Annotated in this window: 25 protein-coding genes; all 25 read right to left on the reverse strand. The window is 31.3% G+C overall.

The features are described 5' to 3' along the window. Positions 1–1,327, reverse strand: a 1,327-nt coding sequence (locus ACJAZK_RS11675) for an exopolysaccharide biosynthesis polyprenyl glycosylphosphotransferase (RefSeq protein WP_415224135.1), incomplete at its 3' end; no start/stop codon positions are given. Position 1,328: 1 nt separating this feature from the next. Then, on the reverse strand, positions 1,329–2,315 hold the full coding sequence (locus ACJAZK_RS11680; RefSeq protein ID WP_415224136.1) for a UDP-glucuronic acid decarboxylase family protein: 987 nt from the start codon (positions 2,313–2,315) through the stop codon (positions 1,329–1,331). Beyond that, positions 2,315–3,625 carry a UDP-glucose dehydrogenase family protein gene (locus ACJAZK_RS11685; RefSeq protein WP_415224137.1) on the reverse strand — a complete coding sequence of 437 codons (1,311 nt, stop codon included), beginning with the start codon at positions 3,623–3,625 and terminating at the stop codon, positions 2,315–2,317. The genes ACJAZK_RS11680 and ACJAZK_RS11685 overlap by 1 nt, the downstream gene beginning before the upstream one ends. 7 nt (positions 3,626–3,632) lie before the next feature. Next, positions 3,633–4,745 (reverse strand): glycosyltransferase family 4 protein, encoded by a 1,113-nt coding sequence (locus ACJAZK_RS11690; RefSeq protein WP_415224138.1) that lies wholly within the window; start codon positions 4,743–4,745, stop codon positions 3,633–3,635. Continuing rightward, positions 4,723–5,994 carry an O-antigen polymerase gene (locus tag ACJAZK_RS11695; protein WP_415224139.1) on the reverse strand — a complete coding sequence of 424 codons (1,272 nt, stop codon included), beginning with the start codon at positions 5,992–5,994 and terminating at the stop codon, positions 4,723–4,725. The genes ACJAZK_RS11690 and ACJAZK_RS11695 overlap by 23 nt, the downstream gene beginning before the upstream one ends. Beyond that, positions 5,987–7,252, reverse strand: coding sequence for a hypothetical protein (locus tag ACJAZK_RS11700; protein ID WP_415224140.1), 1,266 nt, complete (start codon positions 7,250–7,252; stop codon positions 5,987–5,989). The genes ACJAZK_RS11695 and ACJAZK_RS11700 overlap by 8 nt, the downstream gene beginning before the upstream one ends. A 115-nt stretch (positions 7,253–7,367) precedes the next feature. Next, positions 7,368–8,417, reverse strand: a complete 1,050-nt coding sequence (locus ACJAZK_RS11705) for a hypothetical protein (RefSeq protein ID WP_415224141.1) — start codon at positions 8,415–8,417, stop codon at positions 7,368–7,370. Between the two features lies 1 nt (position 8,418). Further along, positions 8,419–9,639 carry an O-antigen ligase family protein gene (locus ACJAZK_RS11710; RefSeq protein WP_415224142.1) on the reverse strand — a complete coding sequence of 407 codons (1,221 nt, stop codon included), beginning with the start codon at positions 9,637–9,639 and terminating at the stop codon, positions 8,419–8,421. Further along, positions 9,639–10,652 carry a hypothetical protein gene (locus ACJAZK_RS11715; protein ID WP_415224143.1) on the reverse strand — a complete coding sequence of 338 codons (1,014 nt, stop codon included), beginning with the start codon at positions 10,650–10,652 and terminating at the stop codon, positions 9,639–9,641. Before ACJAZK_RS11715 ends, ACJAZK_RS11710 begins: the two co-directional genes overlap by 1 nt. Further along, positions 10,649–11,980 carry an O-antigen polymerase gene (locus ACJAZK_RS11720; protein WP_415224144.1) on the reverse strand — a complete coding sequence of 444 codons (1,332 nt, stop codon included), beginning with the start codon at positions 11,978–11,980 and terminating at the stop codon, positions 10,649–10,651. Before ACJAZK_RS11720 ends, ACJAZK_RS11715 begins: the two co-directional genes overlap by 4 nt. Then, positions 11,981–12,718 (reverse strand): acyltransferase, encoded by a 738-nt coding sequence (locus tag ACJAZK_RS11725; RefSeq protein WP_415224145.1) that lies wholly within the window; start codon positions 12,716–12,718, stop codon positions 11,981–11,983. A 182-nt stretch (positions 12,719–12,900) separates the two neighbouring features. Continuing rightward, complete coding sequence (locus tag ACJAZK_RS11730; RefSeq protein ID WP_415224146.1) at positions 12,901–13,167, reverse strand: hypothetical protein; 267 nt, start codon at positions 13,165–13,167, stop codon at positions 12,901–12,903. Next, positions 13,164–14,480 carry a hypothetical protein gene (locus tag ACJAZK_RS11735; protein ID WP_415224147.1) on the reverse strand — a complete coding sequence of 439 codons (1,317 nt, stop codon included), beginning with the start codon at positions 14,478–14,480 and terminating at the stop codon, positions 13,164–13,166. Before ACJAZK_RS11735 ends, ACJAZK_RS11730 begins: the two co-directional genes overlap by 4 nt. A 1-nt stretch (position 14,481) precedes the next feature. Continuing rightward, positions 14,482–15,528, reverse strand: coding sequence for a pseudaminic acid synthase (gene pseI, locus ACJAZK_RS11740; RefSeq protein WP_415224148.1), 1,047 nt, complete (start codon positions 15,526–15,528; stop codon positions 14,482–14,484). Further along, the gene (locus ACJAZK_RS11745; protein ID WP_415224149.1) at positions 15,512–16,393 is read right to left on the reverse strand and encodes a methionyl-tRNA formyltransferase; all 882 of its coding nucleotides are present in this window, start codon (positions 16,391–16,393) and stop codon (positions 15,512–15,514) included. The genes pseI and ACJAZK_RS11745 overlap by 17 nt, the downstream gene beginning before the upstream one ends. Next, the gene (pseG, locus tag ACJAZK_RS11750; RefSeq protein ID WP_415224150.1) at positions 16,387–17,400 is read right to left on the reverse strand and encodes a UDP-2,4-diacetamido-2,4,6-trideoxy-beta-L-altropyranose hydrolase; all 1,014 of its coding nucleotides are present in this window, start codon (positions 17,398–17,400) and stop codon (positions 16,387–16,389) included. The genes ACJAZK_RS11745 and pseG overlap by 7 nt, the downstream gene beginning before the upstream one ends. Continuing rightward, entirely contained in the window at positions 17,378–18,082 is a 705-nt protein-coding gene (pseF, locus tag ACJAZK_RS11755; protein ID WP_415224151.1) for a pseudaminic acid cytidylyltransferase, read from the reverse strand. Before pseF ends, pseG begins: the two co-directional genes overlap by 23 nt. Continuing rightward, a complete protein-coding gene (pseC, locus tag ACJAZK_RS11760; protein WP_415224152.1) occupies positions 18,075–19,220 on the reverse strand; it encodes a UDP-4-amino-4,6-dideoxy-N-acetyl-beta-L-altrosamine transaminase in 1,146 nt (381 codons plus the stop codon). Before pseC ends, pseF begins: the two co-directional genes overlap by 8 nt. Further along, the gene (pseB, locus tag ACJAZK_RS11765; RefSeq protein WP_415224153.1) at positions 19,220–20,239 is read right to left on the reverse strand and encodes a UDP-N-acetylglucosamine 4,6-dehydratase (inverting); all 1,020 of its coding nucleotides are present in this window, start codon (positions 20,237–20,239) and stop codon (positions 19,220–19,222) included. The genes pseC and pseB overlap by 1 nt, the downstream gene beginning before the upstream one ends. A 254-nt stretch (positions 20,240–20,493) precedes the next feature. Further along, on the reverse strand, positions 20,494–21,747 hold the full coding sequence (locus ACJAZK_RS11770) for a sulfate adenylyltransferase subunit 1 (protein WP_415224154.1): 1,254 nt from the start codon (positions 21,745–21,747) through the stop codon (positions 20,494–20,496). Positions 21,748–21,761: 14 nt separating this feature from the next. Continuing rightward, entirely contained in the window at positions 21,762–22,667 is a 906-nt protein-coding gene (gene cysD / locus ACJAZK_RS11775; RefSeq protein ID WP_415224155.1) for a sulfate adenylyltransferase subunit CysD, read from the reverse strand. Continuing rightward, positions 22,660–23,262, reverse strand: a complete 603-nt coding sequence (gene cysC / locus ACJAZK_RS11780; RefSeq protein ID WP_415224156.1) for an adenylyl-sulfate kinase — start codon at positions 23,260–23,262, stop codon at positions 22,660–22,662. The genes cysD and cysC overlap by 8 nt, the downstream gene beginning before the upstream one ends. A 10-nt stretch (positions 23,263–23,272) precedes the next feature. After that, complete coding sequence (locus ACJAZK_RS11785; RefSeq protein WP_415224157.1) at positions 23,273–23,707, reverse strand: DUF2061 domain-containing protein; 435 nt, start codon at positions 23,705–23,707, stop codon at positions 23,273–23,275. After that, on the reverse strand, positions 23,704–24,516 hold the full coding sequence (cysQ, locus tag ACJAZK_RS11790; RefSeq protein WP_415224158.1) for a 3'(2'),5'-bisphosphate nucleotidase CysQ: 813 nt from the start codon (positions 24,514–24,516) through the stop codon (positions 23,704–23,706). The genes ACJAZK_RS11785 and cysQ overlap by 4 nt, the downstream gene beginning before the upstream one ends. 103 nt (positions 24,517–24,619) lie before the next feature. Beyond that, positions 24,620–24,813: sugar nucleotide-binding protein (locus tag ACJAZK_RS11795; RefSeq protein WP_415224159.1), on the reverse strand; the 194-nt coding region annotated here is incomplete at its 5' end.

Below are 24,813 nucleotides of genomic sequence, written 5' to 3' on the forward strand. Positions count from 1 at the left end.
TCATAAAGGTTTTTGCTATAATTTTTATGTCTAAAAGTAGAGACCAGTTCTCTATATAGAATATATCAAATTTTACACGACCAATTATATCTTTATCTGATTCTATTTCCCCTCTAAAACCGCTAATTTGGGCTAAACCTGTAATACCTGGTTTAACAAAATGTCGTACCATAAATTTATCTATTTTTTTTGCATACATGTTAGTATGACTCACCATATGAGGTCTTGGTCCTACAACAGACATGTCCCCGAAAAGCACATTAAAAAACTGAGGCAGTTCATCAATACTTGTTTTTCTAATCAACCTTCCTATTTTAGTAATACGTTGATCTCCTCTGGTTGCTTGATACAAATGTGCATCTTTATTAGGCGTCATTGATCTAAACTTATAACAGTCAAATTCTTTATAATTAAACCCATTTCTCGACTGTTTGAAAAACACTGGCCCCTTAGATTCTAATTTAATTAATACGGCTATTATGGGTGTTAACCATGATAGAATAAAAATAACAACTAAACTCGAAAAAAGAATGTCAAAAAAGCGTTTGACAATGGTATTAAATGAATCTTCAAGCGGTATGGTTCTTAAAGACAGAATTGGGATATAATCATAATACTCATATCTCAATTTCTTAGAATATATGTCTTTATTATCTGGAAGAAATTTTAAGATTTTAAGATTGTTATCTGCAAAATCTGCTATTTCAAGAATTTGTTGATTTGTCAGCTCCGAAATAGAGCAGTATATCTCATCTATCTCTTCTTTTTTAATGTAATCGAACTGACTTTGTAAATTAATGATCTTTCGGTCTTTTAAATTAAATGTATTGACGTGTACATAACCATATTCTGGGTTTTTATTAAAAAATGTTTCTAGAGCTTTCGTTTTTTTGTTTTCGCCAATTATCACTGTACGTCTAAAATTTCCACCGAAAGAAACTCGATACTTTTGCAACAAATAATAGATCGCAAATTTAAAAAACGCAATACAAAGAAATACAGATAATACATATTTAAATATTGTTATTGGATAGATATTTAGATTATAATAATAACCCGAAAAGGCAAAAATGATTAAGGTAAACAGTATTAATTGAGTGAGTATCAAAGAATAGATTTTAACCTCTCTCGTATATCTATATACTTCATAAAATTTAGAATAGACAGATAGAATGATCCATGCTATGAAAGAAAATATCATAAATTTGATTGGATCGATATTTATAAAAAAATATAAGATTGCAAAACCATTTATGATACTTAAATCAATTAAGTACGAAATTGGTCTCAAATATCCAGAATATCGTCCGTGTTTAAATAAACTCAAATTACGTTTTTATATGTTTTGAAAAGTCTCTATGATCCCTTTTAAAGAGATCTTCTTTTGATAGACTCTTAAAATAATCAAATGTTTTTTTCATTCCTTCTTCTCTCCCAACCTTAGGCTCCCAATCTAATAGCTTTTTAGCCAAAGTAATATCTGGTTGTCTTTGTAAAGGATCATCAACAGGAAGATCTTCAAATATAATTTTTTGCGATGTATTTGTTAATTTAATAATTTCTTGAGCAAAATCAAGAATAGAAATTTCATGATGATTACCAATATTTACAGGATAAGCATAATCACTTAGTAACAGTCTATAAATGCCTTCTACTTGATCCTCTATATAACAAAAAGATCTTGTTTGAGAACCGTCACCAAAAACCGTTAAATCTTCCCCCCTTAATGCTTGACCCATAAATGCAGGAATAACTCTTCCATCATTTAGTCTCATTCTAGGGCCATACGTGTTAAAAATACGAACAATTCGTGTTTCTAAGCCATGCACTCTGTGATATGCCATAGTTAATGACTCTTGAAAACGCTTAGCTTCATCATAAACACCTCTAGGTCCAATGGTATTGACATTACCATAATAATCCTCAGTTTGCGGATGAACAAGAGGGTCTCCATACACTTCAGATGTCGATGCAATTAGTAGTCTGGCTTTTTTAACTTTGGCCAAACCTAATAAGTTATGAGTACCTAATGAACTTACTTTAAGTGTTTGAATTGGTATTTTTAAATAGTCTATTGGACTTGCTGGTGAAGCAAAGTGTAATATGTAATCTAAATTTTTATCAACGGTTATATGCTCTGTAACGTCGTGTTGAATAAAGTCAAAGTTTACATTAGATTTTAAATGCTCTAAATTACGTTTATCACCAGTTATAAAGTTATCCATACCTATAACCTTAAAGCCTTCATTTAAGAAACGATCGCACAAATGTGAGCCTAAAAAACCTGCTGCTCCAGTTATAAGTATCTTTTTCATTAATTGCTTGTATTACGGCCTATAGATGTATAAGAAAAACCCTCACTGTTTACATCATTAACCTCATAAAGGTTTCTTCCATCAAAGATCACTGGTGCTTTCATATTTGATTTTAATTTATTAAAATCTGGAGTTCTAAATATACTCCATTCTGTGCAGATTATCAATGCATCAACATCCATTGTAGCATCATACATGTGCTCAGAATAATACAACTTATCTCCATATTTTTTCTCAACATTGTTCATTGCCTCTGGATCAAAAACTCTAACAGATGCGCCTTCTTTTAAAAGTTCATCTATCATATATAATGCTGGCGCTTCTCTAATGTCATCAGTTTCTGGTTTAAATGCTAATCCCCAAATTCCAAATGTTTTACCTTTTAATGAATTGTTATACTGCGACAGTATTTTAGGTATTAGTATTTTCTTCTGAATATCATTTACTTTAATTACAGATTTCAAGATATCAAACTCATAACCGTTTTCTTGACCAGATTTAAATAGAGCCTTTACGTCCTTAGGAAAACAAGAACCGCCATAACCTATTCCTGGAAACAAGAACCGTTTTCCAATTCTAGAATCTGTACCCATACCTGCTCTTACCATATCTACATCCGCACCAACTTTTTCACAAAAGTTAGCAATCTCATTCATAAAAGTAATTTTAGTTGCTAAAAAAGAATTTGCTGCATATTTAGTAAGCTCAGCAGAACGCTCGTCCATAATAATTATTGGATTACCAGAGCGAACAAATGGTTTGTAAAGCTTTTGCATCAATTTGGTCGCTTTTTCAGAACTAGATCCTACAATAATACGTTCTGGTTTTAAAAAATCATCTACAGCAAAGCCTTCTCGCAAAAACTCAGGATTAGAAACCACATCAAACTCCACATTAGTCTCATTAGATATCGTTTCTTTAACTATATCTGAAGTGCCGACAGGCACGGTACTTTTATCAACAATAACTTTATACTCTTTTATTTGTTTACCAATATCTTTTGCAACCCCTAAGATGTATGATAAATCGGCAGAGCCATCTTCATCTTCAGGCGTTGGTAAAGCCAAAAATATAATATCACCATGTTCTAATCCCTCTGATAAAGACGTAGAAAACTTAAGTCTGTTAGCCTTGATGTTACGCTCAAATAAAACATCTAAATGTGGTTCATATATTGGAACAACACCACTTTGCATTTGCGCAACTTTGTTTTGATCGATATCTATACAAAGTACTTCGTTTCCTGTTTCTGCTAAACATGTTCCAGTCACTAAACCAACATAACCAGTTCCTATTACCGATATTTTCATAAATAAATCACTTATTCTTAAACTCTTTATATTTCAAATCAATAAATGCTTTCATTTCATCTTCAAATCTAGAAGAAGAAAAACGCATTGCATTAGTCCTTATATCCTGAGCATTAAAGCTCATTTTTTCAAATTTCTCTATTGCTTTTTTAATCGCCTGAGGTGTTTGTTGATCAAAAAGCACCCCTGTTTTTCCGTCAATAACAGTTTCTTTTAATCCTCCTTCATTAAAGCCTATTATAGGAGTTCCACATGCCTGAGCTTCAACAGGAATAATTCCAAAATCTTCTTTAGCTGCAAAAACAAAAGCTTTAGCATTTTGCATATAACTTTTTAATTCATTCGAATTTAAAAACCCTTTTAGCTCAATATTATCTTTTGCAAGTTTCTTTATTTTATTATAATCTGGACCGTCACCAATAACTACAAGTTTCCTGTCTGGCATCTCATTAAACGCCTCAACAATAGTAGCCATCTTTTTATAAGGAACCATTCTAGAAGCTGTAAGATAAAAATCTTGTTTTTCTTCTTTAAGTTCATATTGATTTACATCAACTGGTGGATATATTACAATGCTATCTCTGTTATATATTTTTTTAATTCTTTGTGCCACATATTTGGAGTTTGCAATAAAATGATCAACTCTATTAATTGTTATTAGATCCCATTGACGAATATTATGTAGCACCCATTTTGCATAAAACCCTCTTAACCCAGTTTTAAGTTGAGAGTCTTCTAAATACTGATGATACAGGTCCCAAGCATATCTCATTGGAGAGTGACAATAACATATATGCAATTGCTTTAGATTGGTCAAAACACCCTTAGATACAGAAGCTGAAGAAGATATTACTAAATCATAGCTATTAAGATCAAACTGTTCAATCGCCAATGGGAAGAATTGAAGAAATTTTCTATGGTTCTTCTTAGCAGTAGGCCATTTTTGTATAAAACTGGTATTGACTTTTTTACCTTTAAGAATATAGCGTCTATCCTCTTCACCTAAAAAGTCCACAAGAGCGTAATGCTCAAAATCACCGTAAATATTATTTAAGGAATGGATGACTTTTTCAGCACCACCATTTACATAATACCAGTCATGAACTAATGCTTTTCTCATGTATTATTTTTCTAACCAACTTCAATATAATAAGTAATATAACAAAACCTATAAAAGGGTAAGTCCCAGCGCCCCTCATATAGTTTAATATGAGCAAAAATACATTAATTATTAAAAAATATATTAAAATGGGTATGTAAATAATGGATTGTTTTGACTTTTGATAAACATATTTTTGAATTACTCCCATAAAAAACATTACGATAATTGTCAACCATCTAAAATCTATAAAAAGTCCACCAAAAGCAGTTAAATAAACGCTACCTCTAGGGGAAGGGTTCGAATAATCAATTTTATTAAAAAGTTTTGTTTTGTTTAACAGTTTAGGAACTATAAAGAACGTGTTGGCTCCATTAGTTATAGGAAGGCTGTCTGCTTCGATGATATGATTAAATTCATAAACACCATGAATAAAATACTGACCAGTATGCATGATTGTAAATGAGTAGAACTTCAATAAATCATTATGATTTTCACTTTCAAAATAAGCAACAACTTGGCTTTTAGGTTTGAGGATTTCATTGTAATTCGCAGTGAGCAAGTGTTCATAAATATCTTTAGACTCCTCTCCTTTTGTCTCTCTAGAAAATAAAAAGACCGTCGACAGCGTCAATACAATTAAAATTCCTGACAGAAAAACAGTTATACTTTTTTTATTAATTGGGCTTTTTCTGAATAATAAAAAACATATAACTACAATAATCGCTACTTCTAAAAGTGGTTTTCTAGTTGCCAGTAGAGCGGCTTCAATTAGTGGTAAAACTAAAAACAAACAAGAGATAAGCCCTAATTTACTTTTTAGCTTAATTTTGAGCACAAAAGCTAACACAAAAGGGAGAAAATAAATACTCTTGATAATTGAAGCTAGGATAAAAACAAAATTACTTTTTTTAAAATTTAAGTTATTTAAAACCCTATTGTATTTTAAGTTATTAAAAAAAGACAAATCTCTTAAATAAAATAAATCTATCCATCTCAAGACATATGATATACCAATTATAATCATAGTAATTTTTATCAATCTAACAAAAGATAGTTTGTCATGATTAACATCATTTTTAATTTTGAAACTAAAAGAAATAAAACCGATAATCAAAGCTAGATAGTTCAATCCGATAAAACTTATCGTTTTTAACTTAATAGGCTCAATAGATTCTACAGGGAGAAAAGCGTATATAAGGCACCAACCTAATAGACCGATAATGATACTATAAAAGAATGCACTATATCTTAAGAAGAGTTTAATCATTAAAACAGTAAATAAATATAAATGTAGTCAAAAGATAGATTGACGAAAGTGCTTTCCATGATCTTGAAAACCTAATATTCTTAGTATACAAGCTATAATATTGTATCATACAGGCTACGAATATTATCGTAAAATGAAAATATGTAAGTAAAGGTAATGTTATTTTATCCTTAAATAAAATTAACAAGATTGATGACAACACAACCAATACTAGAAATTTTAAATTATTTTGTGATGCAAGGTTCTCACGATCTACTATATTTGAATTAAGCGCAGATGCAATCCACATAACCATTTGGGCAGATAACAAAAAATAAATATCTTTATTATTAGTATAGGTTTCGTTAAAATACTCAGAGAAATGTGTAACAATGTACGGAGCTAGGATAAATATTAAAACCGAAAGCACATAAATAAAAATAAAAAATATGTAATAATATTTATCTAAAATTTTAGGATCGAAAGTGTATATCTTTTTAAAAAAAGCAATGTTTATAACTTGATGAATCATGACTACTATTGCCGCTAATCTAAAATAAAAAGCATAAACTCCAACGGTTGTAAAATCAAAAAAAATTTCAACAAGAATTCTACCAGAAGTAGTGATTAAAAAAATCAAAAATGTAGCAATCAATAAATGAATACTAAAGTTTAAAATTTCTCGATAGTACTTAAGTTTTATTGTGTGCCGATGCTTTAAAAACTTATAAACACCAAGTATTATATAAAACAGGCTATAAACCAATATGCATATATTAATACTACGAATATTAACTACAATAAAACCTAACTGAGACAGAATAAAAAAAAGGAATAGGATTAAGTAAATTCCAGAATCCAGGATAACAGCAACTATGGATTTTTCGTGAGATTTTAACTGTGTGGAATAAAGGACTTGATTAGCTATTATAAAAGAAATGTTGAATGCTAAATAAAAATTGACATCTAAATTGAAACCAACATATAATATCTGATTAATTACGAAAGGTACTAAAAGTATAATGGCATGAAACCTAAATACTGGTTGTAAGTATTCTTTTTTTTCTCTCAACAAAAAGTAAGGATATGCACCAGGAACACCTAGGTTTATTATGGTATTGACTATCATTCCAAGCCCAGCCAATGCATACTCTAAAACTCCAAAGTCCTCACCCGAAAGCACATCTGCTAAAAGCAAAGGCACAAAGTAAACTGTAGCTTTAGCTACTGTAAATATGAAACCGAAGAAAGCGTGTTTTTTTATAAAGTTAAATAGCATTACAACTTATGTAGTTTAGTTTAGTAGTTATCCCATATCTCGATTAGTACAACAATGAAAGTATTCACGCCAAGTTCTTCTGAATAGATTGTCTACGGTATAGAATTAAGTCCTACTATTCCATTATTTCAATGACAACACCGTGATTTTCTTCTTCAAGAAAGTTAATATTTGGATTATCATTAATAACTCTAAAAGAACGTATTATAAAAGGTCTGTTCTTGTCACCTGAATCAAAATGAGCAGTATATTTTGCTTTAGCATTTTTTTCATTTATAGTAATTTTCTCAATAAAACTGTCATAACACTTGTTCACCCAAAGCGCTTTGAAATCTTTTTCTTCGCCTTTTGCTGCGTCTTGCATCCCATCCATATCTTTTGAGCTTCCAATACCAAACTTATCAATAATAACTTCACCTATCAAATGATCCTTTCCAGTTATATAAATCCCATGTCTATCGGTAGATTTAATATGAACTTTTTTTATTTGTACGTTTTCTGGATTATTATTGTAGCCATCTATGGCCAATGCAGCGTGAGTATATTTGTATTTATCACTTCCAGAGCCAAGGTCTTGCACTTCTAGGTAATTTATCTTAATATTTTTACAACCATGATAAATATGACATCCTGTATTTCTCAATTTCCATAAATTTTTCGATACATCAGATTTTAAAATCACAGAATCTATAGAAATATTTCTCGCTTCAGTCATTCCTAATCTTGCATAAGCTATTAGTGTGCCTTTAATGGTTATGTTTTCTGGGATTGGTAGTGTCTTTTTAACCTGAGCTATATGAATTAAATTAAATTCAGAATTATCAAAACGCAAATTAAGGTTTTTTCTAGAATCTAAAGTTAAATCCATTTTATAGTAACCAGAGGGGAAACTAATTTCCATGCCTGATTCTTCTGCCATATCTAAAACTGTTGTCATTCTATTTTTTCCCGAAAAAGGATGAGAACTTCCTGCATTACTAGCGGTCACACCATATCGTCTAGCATCTCCATAAGCAAAAGAATCGTTTAAAACATAAGTGCTTTCATCAAACTTTTTAGTCTCAATTTTAAGCCTATTATCATCAGTTACAACAGAGTTGCTCTTCTCTTCTTTACATTCAAATATCATTAAACTTAAAAGAAAAATAAACGGGACTTTTTTCATTTCAATCTTTATTATCATTATACAAAAACAAAGGAATTATAAAAGCAAATATAACAATTCCATGTTGTCTTACTAAAAAGGATTCCACCAAACAGGCAAGGCTGAAAAAGACTAAAAAATAAGGATAAAATCGTTGTTCATGCTTGATTTTTGAGTATGATACAATCATAATTAAAAGGAATAGCCCCCCTCCTAGTATTCCTGTTTTAAGAAATTCGGATAAATACTGATTATGGCAATTTAAATTTGTGGATTGTGCCGCTTTAAAATTTAATTTCTCATATTGTTCCTGCATTGTTTTCTGATAGTCACCAGTACCTACTCCAAAGGGTAAATTTTCGATAATCTCACTTAAAGAAATATTGTTTATTAACAATCTATGCTCAAAGGTGTTTTTAGTAATCGTAAAACTATTTTTAGTTTTAATTGTTTCGAAATCTAAATCTGTAGTTTTAACTAATACACCTATACGTTGTTTTACTATACTTAATTGTGAAACAGCTGTAAATAATGTTAGACCCAAAACTAGCACAATTAACCCTGTGCGTTTTTTATGTTTAAACGAAATTACAATCAACATTATCCAAATTAGAAACACAAACACAAACATAGTTTTATTACCTAATAAAAATGAGATGCCAATAGTCACTAATAAAAGTGAGGTATTTAGCGTTTTATTTTGATTGTTCCTAATAGAGTTAATCATTGTCATAATGGGAATAAGAAGCAAAAAAATAAGGTAAAATTGACTAATCCCTAGCTTTTTCTCTATCGTAAAATGAACGAATGTATTGATATCTCGATGGTCTATGACCACATGGAGAAACAAATAGCCCATAAAAATGGTAATGATTATGCACGAAGTTAAATATAGTATAAAATCAAACTGTCTTTTAAGTATTACTTCAACACTCAATATCGCAGGCAAAAAAAACAATGGCGTCATTACTGCAACCCGTTTTAAACCGAAATCAAGATCTTCAGAATATAAAAGACCTATCACCTGAACCAAGAAAAATAAAACAAACAAAATATTAAGCTTATTCTTAGCAATTTGCTTTAGCTTATTTATTATGTTTTGCTTTTCATCTAAAAAGAAAAACAGTATAAACAAGAACATAGTTATACTGTTTATAGCGAAAGATAATGGAAATGAAATAATCATTATTATTATTAAGCCAACATAAATTTTATCTCTCCTCTGTATTAAGCTTCTAAACATTAATAGGTGTTTTTAACTAATATATTAGTCAAAGGACTATCCTTTATTGGCATTTCTTTGGCCTTTTTATTAAAATTTATGTTGTTTATGAAAGTGGGGTTTGAATAACTTCCAATGCCTAAATTTAAACTATACCTGCCAAGATTTCTTGAATTTGAGATAGATAGTGAATCTAATACACAATCATTGCATTTATTAATCCAAGCCCCAGAAAAACCCTTTTCAAGTCCTAAATCAACGTCCTCTAATCCAAACATGTTTTCAAACTGACCTGCTCCAAAATTAATAATTGTTGTTTTTGATATCCTATGGTTTTTTCCTGTTAAATACATAGCAGTTCTAGCTGCATTTTTAATTTGAATTTCTTTTATTGTAATATTGCTTGGGTTATTATTCCAACCATGTACTTGAAAGGCTGCAGCAACATGTGTATAAAAATCGGCATCACTACCGCCTGTATCTTGTATAATTAAAGTGTCAAAATTTATAATTTTACTGCCAACATAAATACTAACCCCTCTGTTTTTTTTATGGTATAAGTTTGCAACGGTATCACTAATTACACGTACTTCATTAAAAGAAATAGTGTTAGACTCCCTTATAAATAATTTATCAAGTATGGTGAGTTTACCATTAAAAATTATGTTTTGAGATGGTATGGCGTCTCTATTAATTATTTCTACAGCTCCAGTTATAATAACATCTTCAAAGTTCATCTCGATACCTGATACACCTTTTAAAACCAAAGATGTATTGTACGTGCCTTTTGGGAAGTATAATGGCAATCCTTCCTCCGCTAACGATAGACATTGCTGAAACAAATTGCTGTCAATTCGCTTATTAGGCATAACACCATACCGCCTAACATCACCCTTTTTATAAGCATCATTTATAACATAACATGAATCAGTTACAAACTTTTTACCCTGTTCTATATCCAATGTATTTCTTGGTTTTTCTTTACAAGAAAAAACGACATTAATCAACATCAATAACCACAAAAAATTCTTCATTTCTTCATCACAAAAACTAAATTATTAGGCCAAAATTTAAACAAAAGTAAAACCATAAAAAATGCAAACAAATAATAACTTGAAGAACCCAAAAGAAAATTAATAAATGCTGAGGTAATTATTATTGTAGCTAAGTATCCATAAAAAATAACATATTGAGTATGACCATTCATAGCGTGTATATAGACTCTTTTAACAAAACGTCCCCAAAAAAAGATAATAATTATCCCAAAAAGACCAAAGTCTATATAAAAAGGGCCAAAAAATGTTTTGTAAACCGCTTTTCTTTCAACTACAGATTGCATCTCAGTATTTGATTTTAATGGAATTCCAAAAGCTCTAAAAAATTTAAAAAATACGTTAAACTGGTATTGACCATAATAATAACCTGTGGTCTTATCTAGTTGGTTTGACAAACGAACATACTCTACAACACCATGAGCGAAATAATGTTTAAGACTATAATATCCTATCAATTTTGCTTTTTCTTCTTCTGAAGATCTGAAATATTCTTTTTTAAAATCCTCGTCAAATTTAACCCATTGATAGTCCTTTTGTTCCCATACTCTAAAAGTTCTATCACCATAACCAAACCGTGTTAACCTTTTGTTGACAACATCAACAGAGTAAGCAGTAAATATTATAGTAATCAACAATAATGGTATGAATACTATTTTTTTAAATAAAATTTTTGGTAGATTAACAAGATTAATAGTCTTCATATTAATTTTATAAACTGGCGCATTAGAATTCTTGTTATAACTTGCAAAAAGCACAAAGAGGAACGTAGTTCCCAAAAGAGCAATTATAGTCCTTCCTCCCATAAAGATAGTTTCTACAAAAGGATAAAAGCCTACTATAATTATTGTAAACAAAATAAATTTACTAAATAGTTTATAATTATAAATAGCCATTAACATCGTAACGTATGCAAAAGGAAACAAAACCGATGCTATGATACCGAGAAACCCACTATTAAGCTCTTTACCCATGGTCTCTAACCTTTTCTCAAAGATGTCTTCTGCTGTAAATATTTCAGTATTAAAAATACCAACATATATTTTTAATAACACCCCTATAAGTCCAATGAAAAATAGAATAAAAATAATTTGTTTCAATTTTTTATTAGAAGCAACTTCTAAGAAGTTAATAGATCTTACTTTTAAAGATGAAATTCCAATAATAAATGAAAAAGAGAATAGAAATAGTGTAAAAACCGGAAAAAAGATGCTGCCAGAATACAAATACTCTACTGGCATTTGCACATAAAAAAAAAGCCAAATTAATATGGAAATGAAGAAAAGTTTTATTGGCTTTAGAACTCTCATTTACTTCTTTGTATAAACTGGTTCTATTAAATTATCGTTATCTATCTTTTTAAGTTTGCCTTTTATTTTATTTAGATCGTTTTCAATATACCTCAATCTTTGCCCAACGTACATTCCAGGCTTTTCTAAATCCTTTGAGATTACAGAACCTCCTCCTATATGGATTGCACTAGCAACTGTGACTCCAGGGTTAAATATACAACCAGATCCAACATACACATTATTACCAATAATAATTTCCCCGTCAATTCTTACACGCTCACTCCCTGTATCTGAATGATAGTATCCATGAGTCCATAATTGAGACCGTATTCCTGCTAAAATTGAAAAATCTCCAAATATTATAGATCTCGTTAAATCTAAATGATGACCAACCGTAACTTTCGTTAACTCTCCTAAAACTAATGCACTGTCTCCATAAGTAACACCCAATCTAGCTCTTGTAATGTAATTTTTATTTCCAATAGCCGCCTTCTGTTTCAAATTTAAGGTAAATGGCCCTTTAAAAATGTTTAAGTAACCTATTAAAGAATAATCATTTAATATGATTTTATCATTTAAAAATAGGTTAAAATGCCCTATTATTGCGTTTTCATTTATCTCAATTTCTTTAACAAACAAAAAACTGAAACCAATTTTAGCATTTTGACCAATTTTGTGTCCTAAAAATCTTAAGATGTACCTAAGCAAAAAGCTAGGTAGTGTAAAACATAAAAGACCTGTAATCCGTTTTTTCAAAATTAAAATTACTTAAATTAATAATGCTCTATTCTACTCTCCATAGATTCCTATCTTTTCTTAAAAGATGAAGCGCCAAACCATTCTGGAGAAACATCATCATTTATCAAGTTACCTGTTAATCCCGATACTTTGTCATCAAAATCTATATCATTAAAACCAACAAAATAAAATATTTGAAACTAACCAATATCTAGGAATCCATTATTAAAAACAATTAATCTATTGTCAACTTTCTTAAATTCTAAACCAGAATCGTTAAGGAATTTTAATACTTTACCAAATGGGATTGTAGTAGTATTAATTTTAGTTTTAAATATTATGGTTTTAACTTTTAAATCATTTAATGCGATAATCAAATCTGATTCAGTGTCTCCAGTTTCAAAAGTCTCTTCTTGAGAGAAGCACAACGAGGTAAACAAGATAGTGAGTAATAAAAAATATTTCATGATTCTTGTTTTAATATTTGTTCAAAAGCAAATTTAATATTGTTTATGTTTTCTTTGGATACGCAATTTTTATCACTAAAAGGATCTGATATAACTCCTTTATAGCTTGATGTATTTATTTCATTAATAAAATCTATCTTTTCTTCTAGAGTTAGGGTTTTAAAAACTCCGTCTTTAACAGATTTAATGACATTAGGTAAATCCCTTTCAATAGATTCAATAAACGTGCAGTTCTTTGCCTCATTATTGATCGTTTTTATAAGGGTTGCTACTGGCTTGTTACTCAAAACACACTCAATTGCTATAGTTCCTGTAACAGTAACAACTAAATTTATTAAAGATAGAATATCATCCATTTTAGAAGTATGATGCAAATACTTAACATTTGACTTACTTTGTAACAATTGAATTAGTTCTGGTGTTAATTCGTACTTTGATTTAGGATTAGGTTTTATATATAATATAACATTCTCTGGGAGCGATTTTGAGAGCTGATCAATTAGGTTTGTTTGATCTCTATAAGATCTTCCCCAAACGTCTATGTTAGCCTCTGGCTGCATCTGTAATGGATACAAGATATTAAAGCTTCCATCGCCTTCAATACCTTTTAAAGCATTGATGTCCCAGGCCAAAATATTTTTCTTGCGTTTTTTCTCTAACTTAAATTTAATTAAAGGACTAGGAGTATTAAAAGTTTCTCCTTTGGTATAAGAATATATTTTCTTTATTTGATCTTTAATTACAGTTGCTTTTGAAGTAGAAGCAGGCTTCATATAATCTGGAGCTGTCTTACGATAGATAATTTGATCAATAACTCCTTTTGCTTCGGAATGACTTAATAATTCTCCACTTCCTCCGTAAGGATTTAAAGTATCATATTCATAAAATGAAAAGCGGCCTATTGGATAACGACAAGTTGAAGGGTTTAAATATAAAATAGCCTGTTTTTTGCAGTTTGCAATGGTTAACAATTCATGAAAAGCTGTAGATTCCCCAAAAACAAAATCTGGTTTAACATCATATAAAATCTTTTCAATTTCAGTATTATAGTAATAAAAATAAGATGTATCTGCCTTATTAAAATGGTTTTGCTGTCTATCACTTTTTATAAGATCTTCGATATATTGTTCTTTAAGACAGCTATCTAGATTATTTTTAGGATAATTTATGACGTGGATTTTACATTTCCCTTTAGGCAAAAACTGATTATTTTGAATAATCCAATGAATTTCATGTCCGTTTGAGCATAGTTTTTGGGCTATGGCATCAAAAAAGTAAGTTTTATACCTATTTTCTACAAAGATTAATTTCATCCTATAAGCCTTCTATCATTTCGAGCGTTAGTGGTTCACCTCGCTTAACATCTAATGTAAACTGTTTCCCAAGTATTATATTGTAATATTTAGGATGTAAACCATAACCTGGTCGAATAGACCTAACATTTTCTTCAGTTATTTCGTCTCCTTCCTTTACATCACTAACAACAAACAAAGATCTTGCAAACTTTCTATTATTTTTTACTATTTCAGAAATCTCGTAAGACACTTTACCTAATAGTTTTTCTGTATCTCTAACTTTGTCGACCAATTCGGTAAATTCGTCAACATCTAATGAAAAATCTGCATCTGGACCACCAATTGATTTATCCAATATAAAATGCTTTTCAATAACCTTAGCCCCTAAACTGGTGGCTACTATTGGTGCCAAAGAGCCATAGGTATGATCACTAAAACCAACTTCCACTCCAAAACGTTGCTTTAAATCTGGAATTGTATTTAAGTTTGCTAAATCTAATGGTGCAGGATATGAAGATGTGCACTTCAATAAAATAATATCATTGTTTCCAACTTTTCTACAAGCCTCAACAGCTAATTTAATATCTGCTTCTTCGGCAATTCCTGTAGAAATTATAATTGGTTTTCCCTTTGATGCTGCATATTCTATCAATGGAATATCCTGAATCTCAAATGAGGCTATTTTATAAGCTGGTACGCTTAATTTTTCTAGAAAATCTACTGCTGTAAAATCAAAGGGAGAAGAAAAACAAATTAAACCCTCTTCTTCCGCTACTTCAAAAAGTTTTTTATGCCATTCCCACGGCGTATATGCTTGACTATAAAGTTCATAAAGCGTTTTCCCGTCCCAGAGCGTTCCTCCTTCAATTTTAAAATGCTCATTATCACAATCTATTGTTAGAGTGTCAGGAGTATACGTTTGCAATTTAATTGCATCTGCTCCAGTTCTTTTTGCTGCTCGTATAGTTTCAATAGCAACTTCTAAATTACCATTATGGTTTGCAGATAATTCTGCAATAATAAAACATGGATTGTCTCCACCTATAGCCTTATTCCCTATTTTCATTACCTAATTTGTTTCCTAGAACGAAAGTACAATTTTCTGTTCTGATTTTATCCAAGTTTACTGTACCATTTTTAACTACTACAACTAGCTTTGGTATTAATTGAATAATTTGGCCATTATTATATTTTGCCGAATATTTTACTTCGGAAAATGAAATTTTATCAATAATTATTTTTTGATTGTCATAAAAAGTAAACGCTCCAGGATATGGCTGTGCTTGGGCTCTAACCCAATTTCGAATCGCTTCCTTAGGCAAATTCCAATTTATTTCACCATCTGAAGGTGTGCGCTTGCCATAATACGTTGCATCGCTTTCATTTTGTTTCTTAAAATTCAATTGCTTTTTTAAAACATCCACTAATACCTTCTTCACTAAAGGGTAGTAGGCTTTCGTATATTTTGCAAGCATTGTTGCCCCTGTGTCTTCAGTCTCTATTAACAATTCGATTTGGTGAATAATATCACCCGTGTCACAACCAGAATCAATAATATGGGCTGTTATTCCTGCCTTTTCTTCTCCGTTTATAATTGCCCAAACATGTGGAGTTCTTCCTCTGTATTTTGGCAACAACGATCCATGAATGTTAAATGTTAAAACATTGGAATGCTCTATTACGTCGCATTCTATTAGAAACAGATAGTTTATTGATACAATGACATCAACACTAATGTTTTGTATAAAATCATATCCTTTTCCATTTCTTGGATTACCAGTAAAAAAGGGAATATTATTTGCTTTGACAAAATCTATAACACCTTCAGAATTACTATCGGTTAAAACAAACTCTATAGTATATTCTTTAGCTATTTTTGAAAGCGTATTTAAGCCAAGAGCTCCACTGCAAAGCACACCTATTGTTAACATAATTCACTAATTAAGTTTAATTGTCTTAACGCAATTTTGTCATCAAAAAGCTTTTTTTGCTCTTCAATTTGATAATTAAAATTTTGTGTGTTCAAAATAGCTTCAATTTTAGAAATAAAATCATATTCTTCATATGTTTTCATATTACCTCCGTTATAAATAACTTTGTTATCCAAAAAACCTTTATAAATCAACGCTTGATTATCTACATAAAAACCACTCAAAATAGCCATCTTAACGCAACAAATTTCGAATAAAATTGTGCTTGCCGGTGCAATTGCAAAGTTGCATTTACGCATCACTTTAATAAGTTCTTTTTCAGAAAGGTTTTTATACGTTATTATCTTACTGGAGCATCTGTTTTCCAAATTAAAAATATCCAAATGCTGGTATGCTCCTCCTAAAATTACATGAATGTTTTTGAACTTTGGTATTTGTAATAATGCTTTAACTGCTTTAAAACTTAAATTATAGGGATCTGCTCCTCCAAAGCACACAAACGCAGTGTCAATAGTTATAATCGTTCTATTCTGTTTTGCTTCTTGCAAAAATAAAGGCCTCAATAAGGCGTATTTGGTACCTAAGGCTAGTTTTGTATAAGCCTCTTTTTTATAAGATTGTTCTTCTAAATATGGTGAATGATTGATAACCACATCTGCATACATATGCTCATTCGCTAAATCATCGATATATATAAGTTTAAAACCCTTAGTCTTTAATTGTTTTTGATATGCTGATGTAAATTGATAACCATCTGCAATAATTATATAATCTTCTGCCGAAAAATTTAATACCAACCAATCTATTTCATCTTCCGTTTTAATTGACTTAGGAATGACAATCTTGGTATAGTCTTCAGGAATGACATCTATTGTTGATGACTCTTGGGTAATAAATACAAATTTATAAGTATCCTTTACAATTTCTACTAAACTAAATAACCTGTACAAATGGCCTAAGCCAGTTGTGGCGTTTCCATCTGCTCTAAATATTATAGTTTTTGTCATTAAGCATCATTTTATATTTGATTTCGGCGAGTTTCCAATCGGTTTCGGTATCAATATCTTGTGCATGCAGCTCTGAAACCACTATAGCGCCAGAGTTATTCGTAAATAATTTTTTCTCTTTCAGAAACCTTAAAGATTTTAACCAATAAAACTGACCAGAATCATGATATCTAGATTCTAAATCTTGCGATCTACTGTTTAAGTGTTCGTCCCAAACCATGACTACCTTATTATCTTCTATTTTAAGAGAACGCTGTATTGGGAACGAAAACTCTAATACCGGAAAAACACTATCAAAATCAGCTTCGGAGATTATCTTATATGCTTCTGAAATTTTAATCGCTGTCACAAAAGGTGCTGTTGGTAAAATGCAACAGATATGATCAAATGATTTATTTTCTCGTGAATAATCTGACAAAACCTCATCTACAACATCGGCTAAGACCGCAAAATCGTTAGCATTATCTTTACTTCTTAAACATGGAACGCTTGCACCATATTGTCTTGCAATTTCTGCAATTTCATTATCATCTGTAGAAACCATAACCTCATCAAAAAGTTTGCTTTTAAAAGCAGCTTCAATTGAATAGGCTATAATTGGTTTTCCTAAAAAAAATTTAATGTTTTTTTTAGGGATCCGCTTACTTCCGCCCCTTGCTGGTATGATTGCTAGATTAGACACCGCAAAAAGATAATACTTTTTCTATAACAAATAACTGTTCCTCATCTGTTAAACCTGGATACATTGGTAAACTAATACACTTGGAGTAATAATTTTCGGACTTACTTAAATCAGCACTGTTGTAACCTATCTCTTTATAATAAGGTAACTTATGCACTGGTATGTAATGTATTTGAGCAAAAATATGTTCTGTTTTTAAATAATCATAAAGTTCTTTTCTGTCTTCAACTTCAATTACAAATAAATGATGGGCGTTAAAAGCTCCTTCAAATAAATTTTGATACTTAATCTTTCCTTTGAAGGCGGTTTTATACGTATTTGCAATTTTATTTCGTCTAATAACACCTGCTTTATTCTTTGCAAGTTGCGTTATTCCCAATGCAGACTGAATATCTGTTAATCTATAATTAAACCCTAATTCTTGCATTTCATAATACCATCCACCATCGTTTTTAGTCATATTCTCTTTTGTAATTCCGTGCGTTCTAAGAGAAGTTAACGTTTCGTATAGTTTTTTAGAGTTGGTCGTTATCATTCCGCCTTCTCCACAAGCAATATGTTTTACCGGATGAAACGAAAATATACTTATATCAGCATAATTACCATTACCACACATTTGCTTTACGCCTTTAGAATCTGTGAAATACCCACCAGGTGCATGACAAGCATCTTCAATAATCCACAAATTATGCTCATCTGCTAAGGCTCTAAAATCTTCTAAATTAACTGGAAGTCCTGCAAAATCTACAGGAATAATTCCTTTAAAAAAACCTTTTGGTTTGCTCTCAATTAATTGTCTAGTGTGTTCTAAGGATAATGTATAAGTACCTGCCTCTATATCTGCAAACCAAACCTCGCCTCCAGCATATCTGACGCAGTTTGCTGAAGCAGCAAAGGTTATTGGCGTTGTAATAACGCGTTCTCCTTTTTTTAGACCTAATGCTAGAACAGCTAAGTGTAAGCCTGAAGTTGCGTTATTAACAGCTACTGCATATTCAACTCCAATATATTCCGCAAATTTATCTTCAAACTCTTTTACCTTTGGTCCTTGAGTTAAAAAATCTGCTGTTAGTGTTTCAACCACAGCGTCAATATCGTCTTGCTCTATGCTTTGTCTCCCGTAAGGTATCGCTCTCATTATACTTCAAAGTTAGAATCTACGTGTTCTTTAATAAGCTTTCTTAAACTATCAACGGTTTCCCATTCTTCATTTTCTCCAGAATTATAACTAAATCCTAAAGGTGCTTTTTTGGCGTTAAAAGTTTTAATAAAATCTTCTATACTCCATTTATGTGTCGCAGGAAGTATCGTGTAATATTTCCCTAAATCGTAAGTGTAAAAGGAATCTGAAGGTGTAATCATTTCTTCATGTACCTTTTCTCCTGGTCTAATACCCACAACTGGTTTCTCACAATTTGGTCCAATTGCTTCTGCAACGTCCATAATTTTATAAGATGATATTTTAGGAACAAAAAGCTCTCCTCCCCAAGCATGTTCAAGTGCATGCATTACCATATCAACACCTCCTTGTAGTGAAATATTGAAACGTGTCATATTAGGGTCTGTGATAGGAAGTGTGTTTTCTTCCTTTTTCTTATTTATAAAAAAAGGAATTACAGATCCATTTGAACCCATCACATTTCCGTAACGGACTACTGAAAATCGAATAGGGTTTTCTCCTTTAATATTATTGGCTGCAATAAATAACTTATCTGATGTGAGTTTTGTTGCTCCATATAAATTAATTGGAGCGCAAGCTTTATCTGTTGATAGCGCAACAACACGTTCTACTTTAGTTTTAAAGCACGCATGAACAACATTTTCTGCTCCACCAATATTTGTTTTTATACATTCATCTGGATTATATTCTGCAATATGCACATGTTTCATTGCCGCTGCATGTATGACATAATCTACTCCTTGAAACGCCCTTTCAAGGCGTTCTTTATCTCTAACATCTCCAATAAAATAGCGTATTTGTGGGTATGTATCTGAAGGATATTCCTGAGCCATCTGAAACTGTTTTTGCTCATCTCTTGAATATACAACAAGTCGCCTTATATCTGGGTATTTAACTAAGATATGCTCTGTAAGAGCTTTACCTAACGACCCTGTTCCTCCTGTTATTAATAGCGATTTTCCTTTTAAATCCAACATCTATTACTTTTGATTTATTTGACAACAAAAATACAATAAAAATAGACCTAAACAATCTATATATTAAGTCTCTTATCCCCTGAGTATTTTGTATTTAATACTTTTTTTACTAACAAACTTTTAAAAAAATGTAATCACTCAAATAATATAAGCTAAAGTATAATTTTAGGTCACATGAATGACTAGGGCTTAAAATTACTGTATCAGAACAAAAATCAAAAAATAAAATCAATTATTACTTGAGTTCTATCTAATTAAACAATCATTCCCGCTGCAACAGTCTCATTTGTGGTATCATCTACGAGTATAATGCTTCCTGTAGTTCTATTTTCTCTATAAGAATCCACCATAAGAGGTTTCGTTGTTCTTATTTTAACTTTAGAAATATCATTCATATTTAAATCTTTATCTTCTGTATTACGCCCTAAAGATTCAATATCTATTTTGTAAACAACTTCCTTAATCATTGCTTTTTGTTCATTACTAGTATGGCGAATACTATACTTAGCTCTCAGTTTAGCAGGATTATTATGCAACCAACATAACATCACTTCTATATCTTGATTGGCTTCGGGTTTATTATTTGAACGTACAATCATATCTCCTCTACTAATATCAATATCGTCCTCTAATGTGATTGAAACAGACATTGGTGCATAAGCTTCGTGTAAGGTGTCTTTATAGATGTCGATAGACTTTATGATTGATGTAAATCCAGAAGGCATAACAGTAATTTCATCACCTACTCTAAATACACCACTTGCAACTCTGCCTGCATAACCCCTATAATCCCTATGACTTTCATTTTGGGGCCTTAATACCGTTTGGACGGGAAATCTTGCGTCTACTTTATTAATATCGCTACTTATGTGCATCGTTTCTAATGTATGTAACAAAGGAGCTCCTTGGTACCAATCCATATTCTTAGATCGATTAACAACATTATCTCCATCTAATGCACTAATTGGGATAAATCGAATATCATGAACCAACAGCTTAGAAGAAAACTCTTCAAATTGATTAATAACGTTATTGTAAGCCTCTTCAGAATAATCCACTAAATCCATTTTATTAACGCAAACAATCACATGAGGTATTTGCAATAATGAGGCAATAAATGAATGCCTCTTCGTTTGTTCAATGACTCCATGCCTAGCGTCTACCAATATTATCGCCGCATTTGCTGTTGACGCTCCAGTGACCATATTACGTGTATATTGAATATGTCCTGGCGTATCAGCAATTATAAACTTGCGCTTTGGTGTGGTGAAATACCGATAAGCAACATCAATAGTAATACCTTGTTCGCGCTCATCCTTAAGACCATCAGTAAATAAAGCCAAATCGACACCGTCATGGCCTTTCTTCTTACTCGTATTTTCAATGGCCTGAAGTTGATCTTCAAAAATAGATTTAGAATCGTAAAGCAAACGACCAATAAGTGTGCTTTTACCATCATCTACACTTCCTGCGGTTGTAAATCGTAATAATTGATTGTTATCTAACATTTTTTTACTTTATTTTAAAAATAACCTTGGCGTTTTCTGTCTTCCATTGCAGACTCAGATCGTTTATCATCACTTCTGTTTCCTCGTTCTGTTTGGCGCATCCCAGACACCTCATCTGCGATTTTATCAAGAGTATCTGCATCAGACATAATACCACCAGTAATTGTAATATCACCAAGAGTTCTAAATCTAATTTTCTTTATGACTACTTCTTCGTGATCCTCGAGCACTAAGAATTTGGAATTTGGAATCCAACTCTCTTGTCTCCAAACAACTTCTCTTTCGTGCGCATAATACAGCGACGGAATAGCAATATTCTCTCTTTTAATATAGTTCCAAACATCCATTTCTGTCCAATTACTAATTGGAAAAGCCCTAAAATGCTCTCCTTCAAAATGTCTTCCATTAAAGATATTCCAAAGCTCAGGCCTTTGATTTTTCGGGTCCCATTGTCCAAAATCATCTCTGTGCGAAAAAAAACGTTCTTTTGCTCTTGCTTTTTCTTCATCTCTTCGTCCGCCACCAATGGCACAATCTATTTTATTAGACTCTATAGCATCTAATAACGTTGTTATTTGAAGTACGTTTCGAGTTGCGCTTTTTCCTTTTTCTTCGGAAACTCGCCCATCATCAATAGCCTCTTGAACAGAGCCTACTATAAGCTGCAAACCTAAATTTTTTATAACATCATCCCTAAATTGTATAGTTTCAGGAAAATTGTGACCTGTATCTACATGCATTAATGGAAACGGAATCTTAGCTGGATAAAATGCTTTTTTAGCTAAATGAGTCACTAAAATGGAGTCCTTTCCACCCGAAAACAAAATCACAGGGTTATCAAATTGAGCCCAAACTTCACGTAATATGAAAATAGCCTCACTCTCTAATTCATCTAAATAATTTAAATAATACTTACTCATCTTTGAGTTGTAATTTTGGTGTTATAAAATCTAAAATTCTTTGTACCGATACTTCAATAGGTTCACCTTCAGTTTTTATTTCAATATCTGGTGCTTTTGGAGCCTCATAAGGTGCCGAAATTCCTGTCATATTTTTGATTTCTCCGGCTCTAGCCTTCTTATACAATCCTTTCACATCTCTTCTTTCACATTCTTCTATGCTAGTATTAATGTAAACCTCGACAAAGTTAACATCTTTAACGATAGTTCTAATATTCTCTCTGTCTTTCTTATAGGGAGAAACAAACGCTGCTAATACTACTAATCCTGAATCAACCATTAGATTTGACACCTCAGCAATACGTCTAATATTCTCTGTTCTGTCTTCTGGAGAAAAAGAAAGGTCATTATTGATCCCTTTTCTAATATTATCACCATCAAGAACGTAGGTTTTTATCCCTAAATCAAATAATGCGTTCTCAACTAAATTTGCAATTGTTGACTTACCAGATCCAGACAAACCAGTGAACCACAATAAAAATGAATTGTGATTGTTAGAACTATTCCTTTCTTTTTTTGACACTTGATAAGTATGTGATATTATATTTTCTTTCATAATCAATAAATTATAGTTCTTTTTTATTTCTATTGGAAAGACCATAGTTTGACTTATACCAAAAACGTTCGTGAACGTAATACAGCAACATTTTTGTAACCACCTCTGCAAATCCTATTTTCAAACCAGTTAGAGGGTCCCCTGAAATAATCCAAGCTAAAATCATCGTATCAATGGTGCCAATAAGCCTCCAAGTACATGTTTTAGCTATGTGTCTTTGTCTACTTTCTAAAACCTCATCGTCTTTTGATAGGTTTATTTTAAACCAAGCCCTTTCATGAAAATAATAAAGTAACATTTTTGTGACTACTTCTGCAAGGCCTATTTTTAAACCAATGATTGGACTCCCTGAGATAATCCATGAAAGTATCACAGTATCTAGGGTCCCTACTATTCTCCAAGTAATAGTTTTAGCTATATGCCTCTTGTGAGACTGGTCTTTCATCTTTTGGAAACAATAAACCAAGGGTTTAAAAGATTCTCTTTATTGTACAAAAGTGATTTATTAGTCTCTTTTGAAATCACCTTTATACCCACTGCGTTACAAATTGCCTGTCCTGCCGCTGTATCCCATTCCATTGTTGGAGCAAATCTTGGGTAAATATCTGCCTTACCTTCTGCTACTAAACAAAATTTCAAAGAACTCCCTTTGGACACTATATCTACATCTTTGCCCTTAGTTTTTAGTTGTGAGATATAGTCTAGTGTTTCTTTACTCATATGGGAGCGACTGCCAACGACCTCTATAAGACTGCCGTTACTATTTTTGGGCTGAAGCATTTTTGATTTTTCTAAAATTATAGGAATTGACGTATTATGATTTGATAATTCTGCCTTGTATGCCCTGTTTTTAACATTATCAGCATAATACAGCGTTTTAGAGACAGGTACATAAATAACTCCTAGCTGAGGAACTCTATTATGTATTAATGCAATATTAACTGTGAATTCTCCATTTCTCTTTATAAATTCTTTCGTTCCATCAACAGGATCTACAATCCAACAGGTAGTCCAATTTTTTCTAATCTCAAAATCTATTTGTTTGTTCTCTTCACTAATAATTGGAATTGGAGTCTCAATAAGATAAGAATTAATAATATCATTCGCTTTTTTATCTGCTTCTGTTAATGGAGATTTATCCTCTTTAATTTCAACATTAAAAGTTGTGTCATAAACCTCCATTATCACTTCACCCGCCTTTAGAGATGCTTCAATTGCGATTCTTAGATTTTTATTTATTTCTATACCACTCATACATTTTATTTCTATTTTACAAAACCAATTTATACGCTCAAATTGCTATGCTTTGGGAATTCTTTATTAGTCTCATTATCATTCAACTTGCTTTCTCTGTTCTTTAATGTGATTTATTTGATAAACCTTTTATAACCTCATCAACGCTATCTTCCCAGTTTTTTAGTGGCTTTTGCAAAAGCTCCTCAGCTTTATTATTATTCAACACACTATACAACGGTCGCTGTGCTTTGGAGGGGTAGTTTTTTAAAGGAGTAACATTTGAATTTTTATTTAAATGCTTTGATATTTGCATTG

It is taken from the genome of Psychroserpens sp. (assembly GCF_047633235.1).
In the GTDB taxonomy this organism is placed as follows: Bacteria; Bacteroidota; Bacteroidia; order Flavobacteriales; family Flavobacteriaceae; genus Psychroserpens.

What these genes read in the sequence shown, in the direction of transcription:
- cysQ (WP_415224158.1), bottom strand. Translation starts at nt 24,516, where the DNA reads ATGAGTGGTATAGAAATAAATAAAAATCTAAGAATCGCAATTGAAGCA.
- cysD (WP_415224155.1), bottom strand. Translation starts at nt 22,667, where the DNA reads ATGAGTAAGTATTATTTAAATTATTTAGATGAATTAGAGAGTGAGGCT.
- ACJAZK_RS11720 (WP_415224144.1), bottom strand. Translation starts at nt 11,980, where the DNA reads ATGAGAGTTCTAAAGCCAATAAAACTTTTCTTCATTTCCATATTAATT.
- cysC (WP_415224156.1), bottom strand. Translation starts at nt 23,262, where the DNA reads ATGAAAGAAAATATAATATCACATACTTATCAAGTGTCAAAAAAAGAA.
- ACJAZK_RS11685 (WP_415224137.1), bottom strand. Translation starts at nt 3,625, where the DNA reads ATGAAAATATCGGTAATAGGAACTGGTTATGTTGGTTTAGTGACTGGA.
- ACJAZK_RS11730 (WP_415224146.1), bottom strand. Translation starts at nt 13,167, where the DNA reads ATGAAATATTTTTTATTACTCACTATCTTGTTTACCTCGTTGTGCTTC.
- ACJAZK_RS11695 (WP_415224139.1), bottom strand. Translation starts at nt 5,994, where the DNA reads ATGATTAAACTCTTCTTAAGATATAGTGCATTCTTTTATAGTATCATT.
- ACJAZK_RS11715 (WP_415224143.1), bottom strand. Translation starts at nt 10,652, where the DNA reads ATGAAGAATTTTTTGTGGTTATTGATGTTGATTAATGTCGTTTTTTCT.
- pseI (WP_415224148.1), bottom strand. Translation starts at nt 15,528, where the DNA reads ATGAAAATAGGGAATAAGGCTATAGGTGGAGACAATCCATGTTTTATT.
- ACJAZK_RS11745 (WP_415224149.1), bottom strand. Translation starts at nt 16,393, where the DNA reads ATGTTAACAATAGGTGTGCTTTGCAGTGGAGCTCTTGGCTTAAATACG.
- pseC (WP_415224152.1), bottom strand. Translation starts at nt 19,220, where the DNA reads ATGAGAGCGATACCTTACGGGAGACAAAGCATAGAGCAAGACGATATT.
- ACJAZK_RS11705 (WP_415224141.1), bottom strand. Translation starts at nt 8,417, where the DNA reads ATGAAAAAAGTCCCGTTTATTTTTCTTTTAAGTTTAATGATATTTGAA.
- pseB (WP_415224153.1), bottom strand. Translation starts at nt 20,239, where the DNA reads ATGTTGGATTTAAAAGGAAAATCGCTATTAATAACAGGAGGAACAGGG.
- ACJAZK_RS11680 (WP_415224136.1), bottom strand. Translation starts at nt 2,315, where the DNA reads ATGAAAAAGATACTTATAACTGGAGCAGCAGGTTTTTTAGGCTCACAT.
- ACJAZK_RS11700 (WP_415224140.1), bottom strand. Translation starts at nt 7,252, where the DNA reads ATGCTATTTAACTTTATAAAAAAACACGCTTTCTTCGGTTTCATATTT.
- ACJAZK_RS11785 (WP_415224157.1), bottom strand. Translation starts at nt 23,707, where the DNA reads ATGAAAGACCAGTCTCACAAGAGGCATATAGCTAAAACTATTACTTGG.
- ACJAZK_RS11735 (WP_415224147.1), bottom strand. Translation starts at nt 14,480, where the DNA reads ATGAAATTAATCTTTGTAGAAAATAGGTATAAAACTTACTTTTTTGAT.
- pseG (WP_415224150.1), bottom strand. Translation starts at nt 17,400, where the DNA reads ATGACAAAAACTATAATATTTAGAGCAGATGGAAACGCCACAACTGGC.
- ACJAZK_RS11710 (WP_415224142.1), bottom strand. Translation starts at nt 9,639, where the DNA reads ATGTTTAGAAGCTTAATACAGAGGAGAGATAAAATTTATGTTGGCTTA.
- ACJAZK_RS11690 (WP_415224138.1), bottom strand. Translation starts at nt 4,745, where the DNA reads ATGAGAAAAGCATTAGTTCATGACTGGTATTATGTAAATGGTGGTGCT.
- ACJAZK_RS11770 (WP_415224154.1), bottom strand. Translation starts at nt 21,747, where the DNA reads ATGTTAGATAACAATCAATTATTACGATTTACAACCGCAGGAAGTGTA.